Source organism: Acinetobacter sp. WCHAc060006 (genome assembly GCF_004209135.1).
Taxonomy (GTDB): Bacteria; Pseudomonadota; Gammaproteobacteria; order Pseudomonadales; family Moraxellaceae; genus Acinetobacter; species Acinetobacter cumulans.
Genome location: NZ_SGSS01000013.1, coordinates 45,888 through 63,693, shown reverse-complemented (window position 1 = coordinate 63,693; position 17,806 = coordinate 45,888). Strand labels below are relative to the sequence as shown.

Genomic DNA, 17,806 nt, shown 5'->3' with positions numbered 1-17,806 from the left:
CTTTATTTTTTCAGGTTGTGGGCGAGCGTTCGATTCGCCCTAAAATCTTTATAAAAATAAACACATAACCCAAAAAGTAAAACTGCAGTACCGCACAATACCAACAATGTTAATTTTTCATGGTTGAATACTGCCCCCACCACAATCGCTAACATGGGCGTCATCACTGTGGTTAAAGACAATGTCGTCGCTTTAATATTTTGCACCAATTTAAAATAGCAGAACATTGCAATCAGCGACGCCATAATCACAGCATATAACAAGGCCAACACTGACTTAGTGGAAGGCATCTGGGTGGGTAAATCTACCCAAATAAAAGGCACCATACATAATGCAATGAGCGAAGAAATTAAAATAGAGCCCGTTGCTTGGGCTATTGGATTCAGAGGCGCATTGACTTTTTTTACCCAAAATATAGATGCACAATAAATCAGCACACTCATAAGCATGAGTAATATACCTATAGGCTGTACATGCTGACCACTACCACCCATACAGATAATTCCAAGGCCACATACTGCAATACACATACCTAACCATTGCAGACGATGCAAATGCATACGAAAAACAAAATGACCAATCAACCCAGTAATAATGGGAGCTAAACCAAACATTAAGGCAATAATGCCTGAGCTTAAATAACTGGTTGCCATATACGTAAAAATTTGCGAGCCAATAAAACTACATGAACCAGCAATATAACTATGTATGGACTGTGCGTCATAAGGCAATGCTTGGCGCATAAGGAGCAATAACACACCAGCTAAAGGCAAAGCTAAGAAAAAACGTAGTGCTAAAGCCCAATATAGGTTGATATCTTCCACACTCCATACAATCGCCAAGGGCGTTGTGGCCCAAATGATGATCAATAGCACATAGGTGGACATGAGATTGAGTTTTGAAGGCATGGGGCTTATACCGAGGTCTTACGCTTTTGTTTCATAATGGTCTGGTCTAAACTACTTGAAAACTCACGCTTATCTCGCTCTGAAATCGGTGGTGGCCCACCTGTTTGCACCCCTGCACCACGTAAGGTGTCCATAAAATCACGTAGATGAAGGCGGGCTTTCACATTGGCTATTGTGTAAATTTCACCACGTGGATGAATAGCAATCCCACCTTTTTCAATCACTTGCGCTGCCAGTGGAATATCTTGCGTCATCACAATATCGTTTTCTTTCATCCGATCGATAATTTCTTTATCGGCCGCATCCGCACCACTCATGACCTGAATAGAATTAATCCGTACCGATGGTGTAATGCCCACGTTTTGATTGGCAACAAAAGTGACTTCGAGTTGATAACGGTCTGATGCGCGAATAATGACATCTCTAAGAATGCGAGGTAATGCATCGGCATCTACCCAAAGTTTAAATGGCAACAAAAAATGCTTCCAACACAAAATACAAAGGGCTAGTGTAGCAAAGAAGCATGACAACTCGATGCCAAAGCTCTACGATTTACCACATAGAATTCAAATCAATCTACTTATTTACATATATAAAATGAATGAAAGAATCTACAAAATGGCAGTTATTGCCAATCCATTGGGCCATAGTTGAGAGGTTTTTTGGCATATTCTTAAAAAATTGCACTATTTCATTGCGATTTTTTCATGTCTTGACTTGAAAATTGAAAATAACCCTCGATTTAATATATAGATAACAACCCAGCATCAATTGTGTATATGAAAAATCAAAATAGACCAGAAATTATCACCATTGAAGACCAAAACTTCGGTAGTCATATTGAACATTGGTCCCTGCTGACAGATCAACCTGCCTCAGACGTACCAAAATGGTTAGGCCAAGCGCTTGATCAACCCATTATGCCTATGGGGCTTTGTACTGCTGAATGTGATATGGATGCGACGACATGGCTCATTCAAGGGCCAAATAAAGCATCTGTGCAACTCTCCCAAGTGATTGCTGTAGAAAACAATAAACCCAAAGCAGTAAAAACCGCATTTCCATGCTTTGATAGCCCGTATAAAGTTACGGCCAAAGTCGAACGGATTATTCGTTGCACAACCAACACACAAGCGGTCTTACAACTCAATGTTGGTGGCAATAGCGTGGTCTATGCTTTTGATAATTTATATAGCGTAAATTCTGCACACTATGACAAAGCACAAAATTATGCAGTACAGTTAAATGCATGGGCATATCAATTAGAAGCCGTTGCTGAACAAGAGCAATTGGTGGTTGATGATCCTGCTTCAATTAAACATCACCGTGCTTTAAATGACATTTTGGCACAGCATAATGGTGTGGCGCCAGAAAACTTACAAGACTTGCTCGATGCTTGGGAGCCTCAATCTGAAGATGACAAAGCGCCTGTTACTGTTAACTTTTCTAAAATGGTTGCTTACCTATACGGCGAAACACTCGGTCAAGAAGATGAAGCATGGTTCCAAGGCAGTATTGTAGGTAAAACTGAAATGCAATTTATGCAACAAAGCTATACGCTCTATGATGTTACGCTCATTCATGAGGAAAACCAGCCTGCAGTATTGATGCGTATTGCCACCCGTGATGCGAATTTTAAAGATTTTCAAATTGGTCAATTTATTCGTGGTAACGTTTGGCTACAAGCGAATATTTATAGCAAAGCTTAGTCCTCAGTAACGACTTCGCTTCAAAAGTAAAAAACAATCATCCCTGCACATGCAGGGATTTTTATTTAATTAAAATCAATTATTTAAAGATATTCCATTGATTTTATTTCATTAATTTTTAAGCAACATGCTGGTCATAAAACTTTAATTAAATAGAATTACCCACAGTTTTAGATTTATTAATGCTTTTTAAATTCATTTTAAAATACACTTATCCACAATTTTAAATTCAAAAACTATCTTAAATAAATCACAAAAAATATACCGATATAATCATAAAATGCCTGCAAGAAATAGAAATAGCCTTAAAAATACGTTGCTTAATGTAGATGCTCATCCTTGGACTAATAAAATAAAAGCATTGTGTTATTTAATTGAGATTAGTACTTTATTTAATCAATTATTTGTGCTAAAAATGCAATCTTGAAATAGGAATTAACGATAAATAGATCGGAAAATAAATATCTATGAAAATCGTGCAAGAAGAAAATATTCAGAGCGTCGAACACCAACTGAATTCTCGATACCAAGTCGATGGAATGTCATGTCTATTTTTTGCATTAGGCATGTTGATGTGCGCATATATTTTGCATACATTTATTCTTTAATTTCCAAACAAATACAAAAAAAGCCCATCAATTTGATGGGCTTTTTTCGCTACAGAAATTATGCATTACGTTTTGCAAAATCATCCATAAAGTCAACCAAAGCTTGTACGCCTTCAAGCGGTACAGCATTGTAAATGCTCGCACGCATACCACCTACTGAACGGTGACCCGCCAAATTAAGTAAGTGATGTTCTTCAGCTTCTTTCAAGAACTGTTTTTCAAGCTCAGGCTTAGCCAAAGTAAATGGTACATTCATAATTGAACGGTTTTCTTTAGCAATTGGATTTGCATAAAAGTCGCTTGAATCAATATAGCTATAAAGCAGTTCAGCTTTTGCAAGATTGGCTTTATGAATGGCTTCTACACCACCTTGTGCAAGTAACCATTCAAAAACTAAACCTGATAAGTACCATGCATAAGTTGATGGCGTATTCACCATAGAATCATTTTTTGCTTGTGCAGAATATTTCAAAATACTTGGAATTTCAGCTTTTGCTTGATCTAACAAATCATCACGAACAATAACGATTGTTAAGCCAGCTGGGCCAATATTCTTTTGCGCACCAGCGTAAATTAGACCGAACTTGCTGACATCAATTGGTGCAGACAAAATACTTGAAGATAAATCCGCAACCAAAGGTTTATCAGTTTCTGGAATATTCGCGAATTGAATACCACCAATCGTTTCATTGTCTGCATAGTGTACATAAGCAGCATCTGCAGATAAATTCCATTCACTTTGGTCTTTAATTGCAAGCTTACCGTCTACAGTTGTACCCGCTTCAACAACATTAATGTCGCCATAGCGCTGTGCTTCTTTGAGTGCTTTTTCAGACCAAATCCCTGTATGGATATAATCAGCTTTGCTGTTTTTACCCAATAGATTCAGTGGAATTGCAGAAAACTGCAATGATGCACCACCTTGTAAGAACAATACTTTGTAGTTCTCTGGAATATTCATGAGCTTGCGTAAGTCTGCTTCTGCTTTTTCAGCAACAGCAACATAGTCCGCACTACGGTGGCTCATTTCCATGATCGAAAGACCCTTGCCTTGCCAATCGAGCATCTCAGCTTGAGCTTTTTCTAAAACGGCAGTAGGTAATGCAGCAGGACCAGCACAGAAGTTGTACGCGCGCATGATTTTTCCTTTCAAAGTGAAACACAATAAAATGATGGCATTTAACCACAGATAGCCTGTGCTTGCAGTAAATTAAGTTGAAAAAATTTCAATGCTGTCGGACATTTAAAGCTAAAACTTCAATAAGGCGCTGATCTTTTTGTGAGTTTTACTAATAATATTTCCTAACCTACACATACAAGATCATTCAATTTTTTTGCTGGATTGAATTTCATTCGATCTATTACCTAAATGCCTACCCCAATTTAAACCGACTGAGATCACCTTCATGTGTGAGCTATGCCTTTTCAATTGCGCAAAATTTTCCTTAAGCTTCATACTGTTTTGCGTCCAATTTTCAGCTTATACTCAAGCTAAATAAAGTATATATTTCAAACAGAATTAAAAAATTGATATGCATGCGGTGCGAATTAAGCTGTTCTTTGTTTTATACTGCAGTTGAAAATACGGAGAATCGATTGAATGTTAAAATATTTCGTACATTTCAATAGTGCAGATTTATGCCTCAATACAATGATAAAAATGAATAGCGCAACAAAATGTACAATGCTAGTTTGCACGTTGCTGGCAAGTCCATTCTGCACAGCACAAAGTATGAGTTTTCAACAAGCCGAGATTGATTTACTCAACAACTCCTACAGTAATCAAGCCAATTTAGCATTACAACAAGCCTCACAACTAGAAGCTGAAGCCATTAAAGGCATTGGCTTACCCCGCGTGGATCTTAACGTACGTGCATACGCTTTTCATAATGAATTAGACGTGCCTTTAGGGGCCGTTAAAAATAACCTTGAGCAGTCGCTCACGAATGGTTTAAATGCCAAAATTGATGAGTTTAATTTAGGTGCAATTGCAGACCCACTCAAAGAAAGCTTAAAACAACCTATCCATGACGGTGTTGGTTTAATTCCAGATTCGTCACAGGTTGTATTGGATGATCAAGTGATTCGTCCTTCTGTCTCTGTCATGATGCCTCTTTACACAGGTGGCTTAACCCAGAGTGCCAAAGACGTTGCTAAAATCAAAGCACAGCGCAGTGAATTAACCACGCAGCAACAACAAGACACACAGCGTTTTGAGTTAATCCAAGCCTATTTTAATGCTCAACTACAAAAACAATTATTGGCCAGTAGCCAATCCAATCTCAGCGCGATGCAACTCCACTACCAAAATGCACTTAAATTAGAACGCCAAGGCTTTATCAGTAAAGGTCAGCGCATGCAATTTGAAGTGGCTCAAAATAATGCAACACGTTCTGTCAATAATAGCCAAGCACAGTACCAAGCCAGCTTATTTAAGCTGAATAATCTTTTACACCATAGCCAAATTAACGATTTAACCACGCCACTGTTTATTAACACCCAACCGCAACGTGCGCTACAACAGTGGCTAGATAGTTTTGCAAATGAATCCACACTCATACAAAAAATGCAGATGGACACTGCACTAGCCAATGCCAATGTAAAAGTTCAACAGGCAAGCAAAAAGCCGAATGTATTTGCCTTTGGTGAATACAGCCTAGACAGCAATCAAAACTGGATTGTGGGTGTCGGTGCCAAATACAATCTTTTTTCAGGTATCGATAAAAACAAAAATGTGCAAGCTGCCGAATTACAACGTTATGCCTCTGAACTATTAACTGCACGAACCAAGCAAGAAATTGAAAATACAATTTTTAGCGCATTTAGCGAGGCACAAACTGCACAGCAAAGTGATGTGCTGCTACAACAAAATATAAAGGCAGCTCAAGAGAACCTACGCATACAGCAATTATCATTCAAAGAAGATATGGGTACTGCGACCCAAGTGATTGATGCACAAAATACACTGAACGGCTTAAAAGCCGAAACAGCATTGAATGCTTTTAAATATGTCATGTCATTGGCAACATTATTACAAAGCCACGGCTCGATACAGCAGTTTCAAAGCTTTATCAATCAACCCAATACACACTACATTCGTTAAATTCACATGGGGAATCGTATGAATCAGGATCCAAATTCAAAAGAGACCACAGAAGAGCTCCCAAGCCCTGAAACGAATGCTAAAAGTGATGTAACAGCAAACAGCACGCTCGATCATTCAGATTCAACTCAAAATCGTCATTCCGTAGCTCAATCTGCACCCACGTCAGCTGAAAATCAGAAACAAGAGCAGACAGAACCTACAAATATGCAAAAAAAACCCGTTTCGAGCATCGTGAAGCTGATTGCAATTGTGCTACTGATTTGTGTATTAGGACTGATTGCTTTTGGACTCTGGAAAAGTTATCAACCCAAAGAGGTAGAACTACAAGGTCGAGTTGAGGCAGAAACCATTCATATCGCGACTAAAGTGCCGAGCCGAATTGAAGAAATTTATGTGCATGAAGGGCAAAAAGTACATAAAAACCAAGAATTGGTACGACTATATAGCCCAGAAGTTGATGCTAAAAAACAACAAGCACTTGCCAGCTTACAATCTGCTTTAGCTTTACAGTCCACCACAGATCGCGGCTCACAAGACGAAAATATTGCCAGCTTATACGCCAATTGGCAGTCGTTAAAAGCTCAACAAGAATTAGCACAAACCACCTATACCCGCGGTGCTCATTTGTTTCAAGAAGGTGTTATCTCTCGTCAACGTCGTGATGAAATGCAGGCAGCCGCGCGCTCTTCTGCACAAATGACTGAGGCCGCTTATCAGCAATATGCCCGTGCACAACGTGGCAGTACGCCCCAACAGAAATCTACTGCCGACGCACAAGTCGACATTGCCAATGCTGCAGTTGCTGAAGCCAATGCGCTTGAAGCTGAAACTAAATTGCTCTCACCAGTAAATGGAACCATTTCCAAAACCTATGCCAAACCGTCTGAGTTAGTGGCAATCGGTGTGCCTGTGGCCAGTATTATTTTAGATGATGACATTTCAATTAGTTTAAATGTTCGTGAAGATCAATACCGTTCGGTCTATCAGGCTCAAACCATGCAAGGCTATGTTCCTGCCTTAGATAAAACAGCAAACTTTAAAGTAAAAAATATTGATGCCGAAGGTGAATTCGCCACCATCAAAACGACGCGTCAAACAGGCGGTTATGATATTCGAAGCTTTAAAGTGCATTTAGTGCCTGAGCAGGCAATGCCCGAGTTAAAAGTGGGGATGAGTGTCTTATTTAAAGTTAAAGAGGCACCATAAGTATGTGGGCAGGGATCAGCCGTGAATGTCGCTACTTATTAAAACACAAATGGGATTTGTGTTTGGTCAGCCTTGCCCCCCTGTTTGTGATTGTTCTATTTAGCTGTATGTTTGCCCAAGGTAAACCGTCTCATTTACCCATTGCAATATTAGACCAAGACCACGGTGCCTTAAGTCAAAACATTGAACGCTATTTGGCACTCAATGAAACACTACACATTCAAACAGTCAGTCAAAACCAAGCTGAAATAGAACGTCTATTAAACCAAAATAATATTTGGGGCTATGTGTTGATCCCTTCGGGTGCAGAACAGCGCTTTGTACAAGCCAAAGATGCTGAAATTAGCATTATGTATAACCAAAGCTATTTTAGCGTAGGCAATACTATTTCTTCTGCCATGCTGGTAAGTACCTTACAAGCACTCGCTAACTTTGCAGGACAAAATTATTTAGAACAAAAAATTCCTTATTTGGAAGCTCCTACACCAAATGTCAAAATATCTGCACTTTACAATCCAGGCTTAAATTATGAGTTCTATTTAGAACCTTATATGATTCCGGCAATATTGCATTTGTTGCTCTGTTGCTGTGTGGCCTTTGCTGTTGGGCAAGAGTTTAAGTTTAATCGCGCTCAAGATTGGTTAAAACCGCAAGGTTTGTTTTACGCCCTCCTCTCTAAGAATTTAACCTATGTCGCAATTTTTAGTGTGTGGACTTGGCTCTGGATGTTTTGGCTGATTGATGTACGAGGTTGGTTTATTGCTGGCCATTTGTGGTTGATTCTGCTGGCTCAAATTGTATTTTATAGTGCCTATGCCTTTTTAAGCAGTGCCTTGGTCTTAGCCACAGGTAATTTAAGTAAAACCTTCGGCGTGATTGCCGTTTATGGTGGCTCATCCTTAAGCTTTGCGGGCGTGACTTTACCTTTAAATAATGCCCCTCTATTTACCAAGTTTTGGGCACATATTATTCCCTACACCCCTTATGCCAAATTACAAACTGAACAATGGGTGATTGGTAGCCCTTTAAGCTCCTCAGTACAGCCCTTATTGGTATTGTTGGTCTATGCGCTCGTATATGGTGCGCTGGCCTATCTATTTTTAAAGAAACAAGCACGAGGGCTTAAACCATGAATAGCCTGCTGTATTATTTCTGCAAAACCTTTAAGGATATTTTTGCCAATTCATCTATTTTAACTACACTGATTTTATCAGTCGTGCTATATAGCTTTTTCTATCCAACAGCCTATCAGGCACAGCAAGCGCAATCCATTCCAATTGTGATTGTAGATGAAGAGCAAAGTGCCATGACGTCAGCGATTATTGGTCAAGTTGCTCAAAGTCCAAATGTTGAAATTAAAGCCGTGACTGCAAATTTTTTAGATGCCGAGAACATGGTTCGGCATCAGCAGGCTGATGGTATTTTATTATTGCCCGAAAACCTCAGCCAAAGTATACGACGCGGCGAAGAAGGTGGGATTGGACTATATTTAAGTGCGGTTAATTTTTTAAAAACCAAACAAATTGGCCTAGGTTTGGCCAGTTCAATTGAAAACTCATTGAAGGAATACACAGAAAAATTTGGCAATATTTCGCATTTCTCCCCCGCTCTTTCTGTTCATCAAGTGCCATTGTTTAATACCTTATCTGGTTACGGTAGCTATATCTTCCCAGCAGTTGCGCCTTTAATTATTCATCAAACGATATTACTGGGTCTGTGCATGCTCATTGCAGGCTACCGTGAACAAGGCTGGACTGCCCAGCCTAAAGAACTCGTTGCCATTTTCCTTGCAATATTATTCATTGGCTGTTTGGGATGTTTTTATTTATTTGGTTTTACCTTCTGGCTTTATGACTACCCACGCGGGGGAAACTTTTGGGGTATGTTACTTGCTGTACCTATCTATGTAGGATGCATTATTTCTTTAAGCATGCTCTTAGCTTCATTTTTAGATATGCCTGAACGCGCTGGACACCTCATTGTATTTACATCTATTCCGCTCTTTCTATTAACAGGTACAGCTTGGCCATTGGCCGCGATGCCTGAATGGATGCAATCTTTCTCAATGCTTCTACCTTCTACCCAAGGGATACAAATGTTCATCCAACTCAACCAAATGGGTGTAGAAACTAGTCTTGTCGTACCTAAATTAATTTATTTAAGCTGTTTTATGGCCATTTGCTTCACCATTGCTTATTTCAGACTAACCGCTAGAGCTAAATTGCATTGATTCTTCGTTTTCATCTACTTTATAAATAAAATATAACTTAAAAATCGATTTCATAACTAAAACTGTCCCAAATATAACCAAATAGAATAGCAATGATTAAATTTTGTTGGCCGATTCACCACAATCGATTCACAATAAAGTTCTCCCAATCCGCTTTTTCTCGCCATGAATACTCTGTTTTTTAATACGGGTATGAGGACCTTTTGCGGATTTTATTTCTAGATAACTTTTTTCAGAGCTGAGTATGAAAAAAATTAAGATGAGCCTTGCGTGGCAAATCGTTATTGCGCTGATTTTAGGTATACTTGTAGGCTCATTCCTTCACTATTCTCCTGAATATCGTGATGCCCTAGTGAACAATGTGTTAACACCATTGGGCTCTATTTTCATTACCCTAATTAAAATGATTGTGATTCCACTTGTGGTTTCAATGTTAATTTTGGGTATTGCAAACACGAGCCAAGGGGCTAGCCTTGGTAAGCTTGGCTTCAGAACGATTCTGTATTTTGAAATTATTACCACAATTGCAATTTTGGTTGGTTTAGTTGCAGCTAATATTTTCCAACCTGGTGCAGGCATCGATATGTCTAGCCTCACCCAAGTGGATATTTCTAAATACCAAGAAACGACCCATGCAGTTAGTGAGCAATCACATGGTATCGTGCAAACTGTATTATCGCTGATTCCACCAAACTTCTTCGCAGCTCTCACTAGCGGTCAAATGCTACCGATTATTTTCTTCTCGGTGATGTTTGGTATTGGTTTAGGTGCTTTAGATCAAGAAACAAAACAACCTTTACTTAATGTATTGAATGCCGTTTCTGAAACCATGTTCAAAGTAACGCACATGATTATGAAGTTTGCACCGCTGGGTGTATTCGGTCTGATCGCTGCAACTGTTGCGAACTTTGGTTTTAGTTCTTTATTGCCTTTAGTAAAATTGGCATTATTGGTTTATGGTGCAATTTTATTCTTTGCTTTTGTAGTTTTAGGGTTGGTTGCCAAAATTTGTGGTTTCAGCATCTGGACCATTATTAAAATCTTGAAAGACGAGCTCATTCTTGCATATTCAACAGCAAGTTCTGAAACTGTATTACCTCGTATCATGGAAAAAATGGAAGCTTACGGTGCGCCAAAACCGATTACTAGCTTCGTGATTCCAATTGGTTATTCATTCAACCTTGATGGTTCAACACTATATCAAAGTATTGCCGCAATCTTTATTGCGCAGCTGTACGGTATCGATCTTTCAATTGGCCAACAAATTATTCTAGTACTTACACTCATGATCACCTCTAAAGGCATCGCAGGTGTTCCTGGCGTATCTTTCGTGGTACTTCTTGCAACATTGGGTAGTGTAGGTATTCCTTTGGAAGGCTTAGCATTTATTGCTGGTATTGACCGTATTTTAGATATGGCACGCACTGCATTAAACGTAATTGGTAACGCACTTGCGGTACTGGTTATTAGTCGCTGGGAAGGCCAATTTGACACTGAAAAACAAAAAAATTATCACGAGACGATGAGTCAGCGCGGATAATACTTTTTTCAGATCAAATCAAAATGGACGTCTCGGCGTCCATTTTTTATGGCTTCAATTTTATATTTATGCTCGCTGTGGCTGATGCTGATACCCTGCTGATTAAGCGCTTAAACAAACATTACACAGACCAAGCTATCTATAAGCTATATAGCCTAGATCGGCACATAGGCTCTTCCTACCCTGTTTTAAGCTATTGGAATAGTTTCTTCCCTAAGCAGAATAAATACGGGTTAATATTAATTCTACGTAGGTCATACGCTGAACTTTTGACTCGCTTTATATTTTTGCTAAAGAACGCATTTATGTAAAAAATTAATGATAAAAAAGGACGCTTAAGCATCCCTTTTTTTAAATTAAATTCAGTAATAGCCAGTCAAATTATTTCGTCGATTCACCAAAAACTGACAGATTCAAATTACGAATTTTGCTACTTCCAGCGGGTTTATCGAAACTCACATCGTACTGTACTAGGTTTTTATTGCTGTAACCATATTCATAGGTCACCGTGTATAAAGATGGCTTATCTGTTGATGTTTCAATGTGCTTAGAAACAATATTTTTACGTGTGTACTCTTGCTTTGGAATCGTGCGCGTAAACTTACGTAGCTCTTTTTCATTTTGCATAAACTTGGCTTTCAGTTCAGGCTCGAAATATGGATATAGTTTTTCAAGGTTACCTTCACGTAATTGATCGTATACGGCTTGCGCAACTTGAGCTTGTTCCGCACTTGGATCAGCTATGGCATTTTGTCCAATTTGACCACAACCCGACATCACTATTGCACAACCGAGTAAAACTATTTTTGCCTTCATATCCACGCTTTTCCACATTTCAGGTCTGTAGTATATACATCATTATGACCATATTATTTAAGTTTAGAAATAAAAAAGGACGCCGTAGCGCCCTCTTTTAAGATCATGACTTAGTCTTCTTCAGGCTCATTTAAATCGTCTGATTCAGTTTCAGTTTGATCCATAATAGTTGAGTCATCTACCAATTGTTCTGCATCAATCGCTGAAACTTCTTCTAAAATTTCATCTTCTTCTACAGCTTCAATAGCTTCAACACCCACCAATGTTTCGTTGTCACCCAAACGGATTAAGCGAACACCTTGTGCGTTACGACCTGTTTGTGCAACTTCAGAGGCACGTGTACGAACCAATGTGCCACCATCAGAAATCAACATCAATTCTTTCGATGCATCAATCGCAACAGCACCCACTAACTCACCATTACGGTCAGAAGTTTTAATGGCAATAACACCCTTACCACCACGTTTCTTGGTTGGGAAGTCATCTACAGGAGTACGTTTACCATAACCATTTGCAGAGGCACAAAGCACTTCGCCAGTTTCTGGTACAACCACAAGCGATACAATACGGCTCAAGAAGTTAGCATCTGAATCTTCATCATCAGAATCTACATCTACTTCTTCTGCTTCTTCAGATTGCGCAGCGCCAATCGTTACACGCATACCGCGTACACCTTTGGCTGAACGGCCCATGGCACGAACATCAGTTTCAGCAAAACGAATCGCCTTACCTTCATTCGAGAACAACATAATTTGCTGTTCGCCATCCGTAATCGCTACACCAATTAAGGTATCACCTTCGACCAACTCAAGCGCACGTAAACCATTTGAACGTACATTTGAGAACTGGTCTAATTCAACGCGTTTAATCGTACCAAATTCAGTTGCCATAAATACGTAGAAGTTTTTACGCAAGTTTTCAGCAAGTTCTGCAAATTCAGCAACAATTTCATCGTCCAAATCAGTTGTAGAAAGCTCTACACCTAATTCTTTCAATTGAACACGCAATGCATCCGTTAGGTCATCACCATCTGCAATCTCTGCAAAAGCAGCTTCTAGTGCATCGTAGTGATTCGCAATAATTTCATTTTGCTGCAATTGTGCTTTATTTGCTTTCACAAACGTGCGGAAATCAGCTAAACGCTCTTTGAATTTCTTCGGCGCATCAATCACAGGAAGAATCGCTGTAATTGTCTCATTGTCATCCAGTGGCAATAAATTCACCATTGGACGGCCTTTGGCACCGCGAGATGCTTGAGGCACTTCAAACACACGTAAACGGTAAACCTTACCTACGTTCGTGAAGCAAAGCACTGTTGCATGGCTTGATGTCACAATCAGATGCTGAATGTAGTCATCTTCTTTCATTGAAGTTGCAGACTTACCACGACCACCACGACGCTGTGCAGCATAATCAGATAATGGCTGTGTTTTTGCATAACCTGATTGAGAAACAGTCAGTACCATTTGCTCTTCAGGAATTAAATCTTCACGAGAGAAGTCAATACGTGACTCTACAATCTCAGTACGACGCGCATCGCCATACTGTTGCAAAATCAGCGCAAGCTCTTCTTTAATCACATTCATCAATAAATTGAAATCATTTAAAATTGCAGTGTATTCAGCAATTTGAGAAAGAATTTCAGAATATTCAGCTTGTAATTTATCTTGCTCTAGACCAGTTAAACGATGTAAACGAAGCTCTAGAATCGCACCCACTTGCGTTGGAGATAAGCGATAAATATCGCCAGTCAACCCAAATGGACGGCTTGGATCTTCACCTTCAATTTCGTCTGGACGTACAGATACTGCACCTGCTTTTTCAAGCAATGCAACAACACCGCCACCTGCCCATTCACCCGCTTGCAAGCGCTCACGTGCTTCAGCAGGGTTCGCAGAGGTTTTAATGGTTTCAATAATTGCGTCAATGTTAGCAAGCGCAACAGTTAAACCTTCTAAGATATGACCACGTTCACGCGCTTTGCGTAGTTCGTACATGGTACGACGTGTAACCACTTCTTGGCGGTGACGAATAAAGGCTGCAATAATATCTTTTAGATTCATCAACTTTGGCTGGCCATTGTCTAAGCAAACCATGTTGATGCTAAATGAGTTCTCAAGCTGTGTGTTTTGGAATAGGTTATTCACCACAACTTCAGCGTTTTCACCACGCTTTAAGTCAATGGCAATACGCATACCGTCTTTGTCTGACTCATCACGAAGTTCAGAAATACCTTCCAGTTTTTTCTCTTTAACCAACTCAGCAATACGTTCAATCGTTTTCGCTTTGTTGACCTGATAAGGAATTTCTGTAAATACGATGGTATTACGACTCGTTTTTGCATCTTCTTCAATGTGGTATTTACCACGAATATGCAAACGGCCTTTACCTGTACGGTAAGCATCAACAATACCTGATTTACCGTAGATGATGCCACCCGTAGGGAAATCTGGACCAGAGATATGCTCCATCAAACCTTCAATTGAGATTTGCGGGTCGTTGGCATAAGCCAAACATGCATTAATCACTTCCGTCATATTGTGTGGCGCCATATTGGTCGCCATACCTACTGCAATACCCGCTACACCATTAATGAGTAGATTAGGTACACGAGTAGGCATTACTTGAGGAATACGTTCAGAACCGTCGTAGTTATCTTCCCATTCAACGGTATCTTTTTCTAAGTCAGCCAAAAGCTCATGCGTTAATTTACGCATACGAACTTCGGTATAACGCATTGCAGCGGCACTGTCACCATCGACAGAACCAAAGTTACCTTGGCCATCGACCAATTGGTAGCGCAAACTAAAGTCTTGTGCCATACGAACAATTGTTTCGTATACAGCAAAATCACCATGCGGGTGATATTTACCGATCACGTCACCAACAACACGGGCAGACTTTTTGTATGCTTTGTTGTAATCATTGCCCAATTCGTGCATTGCGAACAGCACACGACGATGAACTGGTTTTAGACCATCACGTACATCAGGCAATGCACGAGATACAATCACGCTCATCGCATAATCGAGATATGAACTTTTCAGCTCATCCTCAATGGCAATCGGTCTAATTTCCGATACGCTCATGCATACTCCTTGTTATACAAGCAGAATTCTGCCCGCATTTATATATCGTAAAATCAGCTAAAAATTGGTTCAAAAAAACCGAACCAATATTAAAAATTCAGTCGGCCATTATAGCACAAATAGCATCGTTTTTGCGTCAAAGATTACGATCTATAACTATGATTTTTTGTGTGTATTTTCAGCATTTTCACAAATATTTAACAGCTGTATTTTAATCACTTCATACACCTTTAATTATTCTGTAATCGCCTCTTCAACGGCTTATTCTTTTTAAATCTTCTACATGCATTTAGCGTGAACTAGATCACCTTAAGGCTAGCATACGCCGAAGTAACATCATTAAGCTATGCGCTCTATTTGGACGCTATACCAGATTACTTTTACTAGGCATGACAAAGGGGTAATTAAATACCCTCAGCATGCGTATTTTCTCATCTATGCACCATTTAAAGCTTTCGCCTTATTTCTACATTATAGAAAATTTACACAAATCTAAGCTCAATAAAAAACGCCCTTATGCATGATGCATAAGAGCGTTTTTTGAACTAAGTTCAGAAATTAGATTTTAGATACTAATTCTGGAACTACAGTGTTCAAATCACCTACTAACCAGTAGTCAGCTACTGCGTTAATTGGCGCTTCTTCATCTTTGTTGATCGCAACGATCACTTTAGATTCTTTCATACCTGCCAAGTGCTGAATCGCACCAGAGATACCTACAGCGATATACAATTCAGGCGCAACGATTTTACCTGTTTGACCTACTTGCATGTCGTTTGGAACGAAACCAGCGTCAACCGCAGCACGTGAAGCACCTTGAGCAGCGCCTAGCTTGTCAGCTAATGGGTCAAGTACAGCGTGATAGTTTTCACCTGAACCAACACCGCGACCACCAGATACAACAATACGAGCAGCTGTTAATTCTGGACGTTCTGATTTCACGATTTCTTCAGAAACGAACTTAGAAATGCCAGCATCGCCAGTTGAAGCAGCAGCTTCAACTGCAGCAGAACCGCCTTCAGCAGCAACAGCATCAAATGCAGTACCACGAACAGTTGCAACTACAACTGATTCACCAGATTCTACAGTTGCAATCGCGTTGCCTGCATAGATAGGACGTTTGAAAGTTTTAGGACCTTCAACAGCAATGATGTCAGTGATCATGCTTACGTCAAGAAGCGCAGCCGCACGTGGAAGTACGTTTTTGCCCGTTGTCGTAGAAGCAGCAAGGATGTGAGAATAACCCGCACCGATTGAAGCAACTAATTTAGCAACGTTTTCAGCCAATTGATTAGCATAAGCTGCGTCATCAGCAAGTAATACTTTGCTTACACCCGCAACTTTAGCTGCTTGGTCTGCAACTGCTTGCGCGCCAGAACCAGCTACCAATACAGTGATATCACCACCGATTTTTTGCGCTGCAGCAACAACGTTTAAAGTTGCACCGTTAAGTGCTTTGTTGTCGTGCTCAGCGATAACTAAAATACTCATGATTTTATCCTTCTGTATTAGATCACTTTCGCTTCGTTTTTCAATTTTTCTACAAGCTCATCTACAGATTTCACTTGTACGCCAGCTTTACGTTCAGCAGGAGCTTCAACTTTAACAGTTTTAAGCTTAGTTGCTGGAGAAACGCCATAATCAGCTGGTGACTTAGTATCAAGCGGTTTTTTACGCGCTTTCATGATGTTTGGAAGAGCCGCATAACGTGGTTCATTCAAACGTAAGTCAGTTGTGATGATTGCTGGAAGAGAAAGCTCAACAGTTTGTAAACCACCGTCGATTTCACGAGTCACTTGTACTTTGTCGCCTTCAACTTTAACTTCTGAAGCAAAAGTACCTTGACCTGCGCCAAGTAAAGCACCCAACATTTGACCAACTTGGTTAGAGTCGTCATCAATTGCTTGTTTACCAAGAAGAATCAATTGAGGTTGTTCAGCGTCTACTACGCCTTTAAGAATTTTTGCAACTTCAAGCGCACCTAGTTGGCTATCATCAGCTTCAACTAGAATACCGCGGTCAGCACCAAGAGCCATAGAAGAACGAATTTGTTCTTGAGCTTCTTTAGGACCAATAGAAACAACAACGATTTCTGAAACAGTTCCTTTTTCTTTTAAACGAACCGCTTCTTCCACTGCGATTTCACAGAATGGGTTGATAGACATTTTAACGTTAGTAAGGTCAACCCCACTATTGTCCGGTTTAACGCGAACTTTAACGTTGGCATCAACCACACGTTTTACAGCAACAAGAGCCTTCATGTAATCCTCGGCTGTTTTAGCAAATGTAAATGTTATGAAAAGTTATAATAACTCTTCACTTAAAATTTTTTAGGTGCCCTATCTTGCAATGTGTATGGCATTTCGGTCAAGTCACAATTATCGAAAGACCTGTAAAAATGCGTAAATTTCCTTGAACTAATGGTTCACATTTTTATATCGCACTTGAATTGGACTGTTTTTCATAAAGTTTTTGTTATTTTTTAACCATTGATTTATATTATGTTTTTACCTGATTTACATCATCAAAAGTTTTGATCGATCTGTTTTTAGATGTTTATCCACTCAATATGGCTCGCTTAAATGCGCAGATTG

The 17,806-nt window shown here is 39.7% G+C and carries 13 protein-coding genes; 6 read left to right on the top strand and 7 right to left on the bottom strand.

The window, feature by feature from the left end:
* Nucleotides 1–2: 2 nt before the first annotated feature.
* Complete coding sequence (locus EXE29_RS09505; RefSeq protein ID WP_117007484.1) at nucleotides 3–908, bottom strand: DMT family transporter; 906 nt, start codon at nucleotides 906–908, stop codon at nucleotides 3–5.
* Between the two features lie 5 nt (nucleotides 909–913).
* Nucleotides 914–1,384: a YaiI/YqxD family protein gene (locus EXE29_RS09500; protein ID WP_106985673.1), complete on the bottom strand. Its 471-nt coding sequence runs from the start codon at nucleotides 1,382–1,384 to the stop codon at nucleotides 914–916.
* A 303-nt stretch (nucleotides 1,385–1,687) separates the two neighbouring features.
* Here EXE29_RS09500 and EXE29_RS09495 point away from each other — a divergent pair, with 303 nt between their 5' ends.
* Nucleotides 1,688–2,617: a hypothetical protein gene (locus tag EXE29_RS09495; RefSeq protein WP_106985674.1), complete on the top strand. Its 930-nt coding sequence runs from the start codon at nucleotides 1,688–1,690 to the stop codon at nucleotides 2,615–2,617.
* A 666-nt stretch (nucleotides 2,618–3,283) separates the two neighbouring features.
* Here EXE29_RS09495 and serC read toward each other — a convergent pair.
* Nucleotides 3,284–4,363, bottom strand: a complete 1,080-nt coding sequence (gene serC / locus EXE29_RS09490) for a 3-phosphoserine/phosphohydroxythreonine transaminase (RefSeq protein ID WP_106985675.1) — start codon at nucleotides 4,361–4,363, stop codon at nucleotides 3,284–3,286.
* Nucleotides 4,364–4,909: 546 nt separating this feature from the next.
* Here serC and EXE29_RS09485 point away from each other — a divergent pair.
* From EXE29_RS09485 to gltP, 5 genes are all read left to right on the top strand, one after another.
* Entirely contained in the window at nucleotides 4,910–6,328 is a 1,419-nt protein-coding gene (locus EXE29_RS09485; RefSeq protein ID WP_228198767.1) for a TolC family protein, read from the top strand.
* Nucleotides 6,329–6,346: 18 nt separating this feature from the next.
* Entirely contained in the window at nucleotides 6,347–7,537 is a 1,191-nt protein-coding gene (locus EXE29_RS09480) for an HlyD family secretion protein (protein WP_120364518.1), read from the top strand.
* A gap of 2 nt (nucleotides 7,538–7,539) precedes the next feature.
* Entirely contained in the window at nucleotides 7,540–8,670 is a 1,131-nt protein-coding gene (locus EXE29_RS09475) for an ABC transporter permease (protein WP_120364517.1), read from the top strand.
* The gene (locus EXE29_RS09470) at nucleotides 8,667–9,767 is read left to right on the top strand and encodes an ABC transporter permease (protein ID WP_120364516.1); all 1,101 of its coding nucleotides are present in this window, start codon (nucleotides 8,667–8,669) and stop codon (nucleotides 9,765–9,767) included. The genes EXE29_RS09475 and EXE29_RS09470 overlap by 4 nt, the downstream gene beginning before the upstream one ends.
* 244 nt (nucleotides 9,768–10,011) lie before the next feature.
* A complete protein-coding gene (gltP, locus tag EXE29_RS09465; protein ID WP_120364515.1) occupies nucleotides 10,012–11,307 on the top strand; it encodes a glutamate/aspartate:proton symporter GltP in 1,296 nt (431 codons plus the stop codon).
* A gap of 381 nt (nucleotides 11,308–11,688) precedes the next feature.
* Here the strand turns inward: gltP and EXE29_RS09460 are convergent, their stop codons facing one another.
* The 4 genes from EXE29_RS09460 to EXE29_RS09445 form a co-directional block, all read right to left on the bottom strand.
* Nucleotides 11,689–12,123, bottom strand: a complete 435-nt coding sequence (locus tag EXE29_RS09460) for a DUF3887 domain-containing protein (protein ID WP_120364513.1) — start codon at nucleotides 12,121–12,123, stop codon at nucleotides 11,689–11,691.
* Between the two features lie 110 nt (nucleotides 12,124–12,233).
* The gene (gene gyrA, locus EXE29_RS09455; RefSeq protein WP_120364512.1) at nucleotides 12,234–15,212 is read right to left on the bottom strand and encodes a DNA gyrase subunit A; all 2,979 of its coding nucleotides are present in this window, start codon (nucleotides 15,210–15,212) and stop codon (nucleotides 12,234–12,236) included.
* A 558-nt stretch (nucleotides 15,213–15,770) separates the two neighbouring features.
* Nucleotides 15,771–16,703 carry an FAD-binding protein gene (locus EXE29_RS09450; RefSeq protein WP_106985684.1) on the bottom strand — a complete coding sequence of 311 codons (933 nt, stop codon included), beginning with the start codon at nucleotides 16,701–16,703 and terminating at the stop codon, nucleotides 15,771–15,773.
* Nucleotides 16,704–16,720: 17 nt separating this feature from the next.
* A complete protein-coding gene (locus tag EXE29_RS09445) occupies nucleotides 16,721–17,473 on the bottom strand; it encodes an electron transfer flavoprotein subunit beta/FixA family protein (RefSeq protein WP_106985685.1) in 753 nt (250 codons plus the stop codon).
* Nucleotides 17,474–17,806 lie beyond the last annotated feature (333 nt).

Excerpts from the sequence above, each read along its gene's own strand:
- EXE29_RS09505 (WP_117007484.1), bottom strand. The coding sequence starts at position 908 with ATGCCTTCAAAACTCAATCTCATGTCCACCTATGTGCTATTGATCATC.
- EXE29_RS09495 (WP_106985674.1), top strand. The coding sequence starts at position 1,688 with ATGAAAAATCAAAATAGACCAGAAATTATCACCATTGAAGACCAAAAC.
- serC (WP_106985675.1), bottom strand. The coding sequence starts at position 4,363 with ATGCGCGCGTACAACTTCTGTGCTGGTCCTGCTGCATTACCTACTGCC.
- EXE29_RS09485 (WP_228198767.1), top strand. The coding sequence starts at position 4,910 with ATGCTAGTTTGCACGTTGCTGGCAAGTCCATTCTGCACAGCACAAAGT.
- EXE29_RS09480 (WP_120364518.1), top strand. The coding sequence starts at position 6,347 with ATGAATCAGGATCCAAATTCAAAAGAGACCACAGAAGAGCTCCCAAGC.
- EXE29_RS09475 (WP_120364517.1), top strand. The coding sequence starts at position 7,540 with ATGTGGGCAGGGATCAGCCGTGAATGTCGCTACTTATTAAAACACAAA.
- EXE29_RS09470 (WP_120364516.1), top strand. The coding sequence starts at position 8,667 with ATGAATAGCCTGCTGTATTATTTCTGCAAAACCTTTAAGGATATTTTT.
- gltP (WP_120364515.1), top strand. The coding sequence starts at position 10,012 with ATGAAAAAAATTAAGATGAGCCTTGCGTGGCAAATCGTTATTGCGCTG.
- EXE29_RS09460 (WP_120364513.1), bottom strand. The coding sequence starts at position 12,123 with ATGAAGGCAAAAATAGTTTTACTCGGTTGTGCAATAGTGATGTCGGGT.
- gyrA (WP_120364512.1), bottom strand. The coding sequence starts at position 15,212 with ATGAGCGTATCGGAAATTAGACCGATTGCCATTGAGGATGAGCTGAAA.
- EXE29_RS09450 (WP_106985684.1), bottom strand. The coding sequence starts at position 16,703 with ATGAGTATTTTAGTTATCGCTGAGCACGACAACAAAGCACTTAACGGT.
- EXE29_RS09445 (WP_106985685.1), bottom strand. The coding sequence starts at position 17,473 with ATGAAGGCTCTTGTTGCTGTAAAACGTGTGGTTGATGCCAACGTTAAA.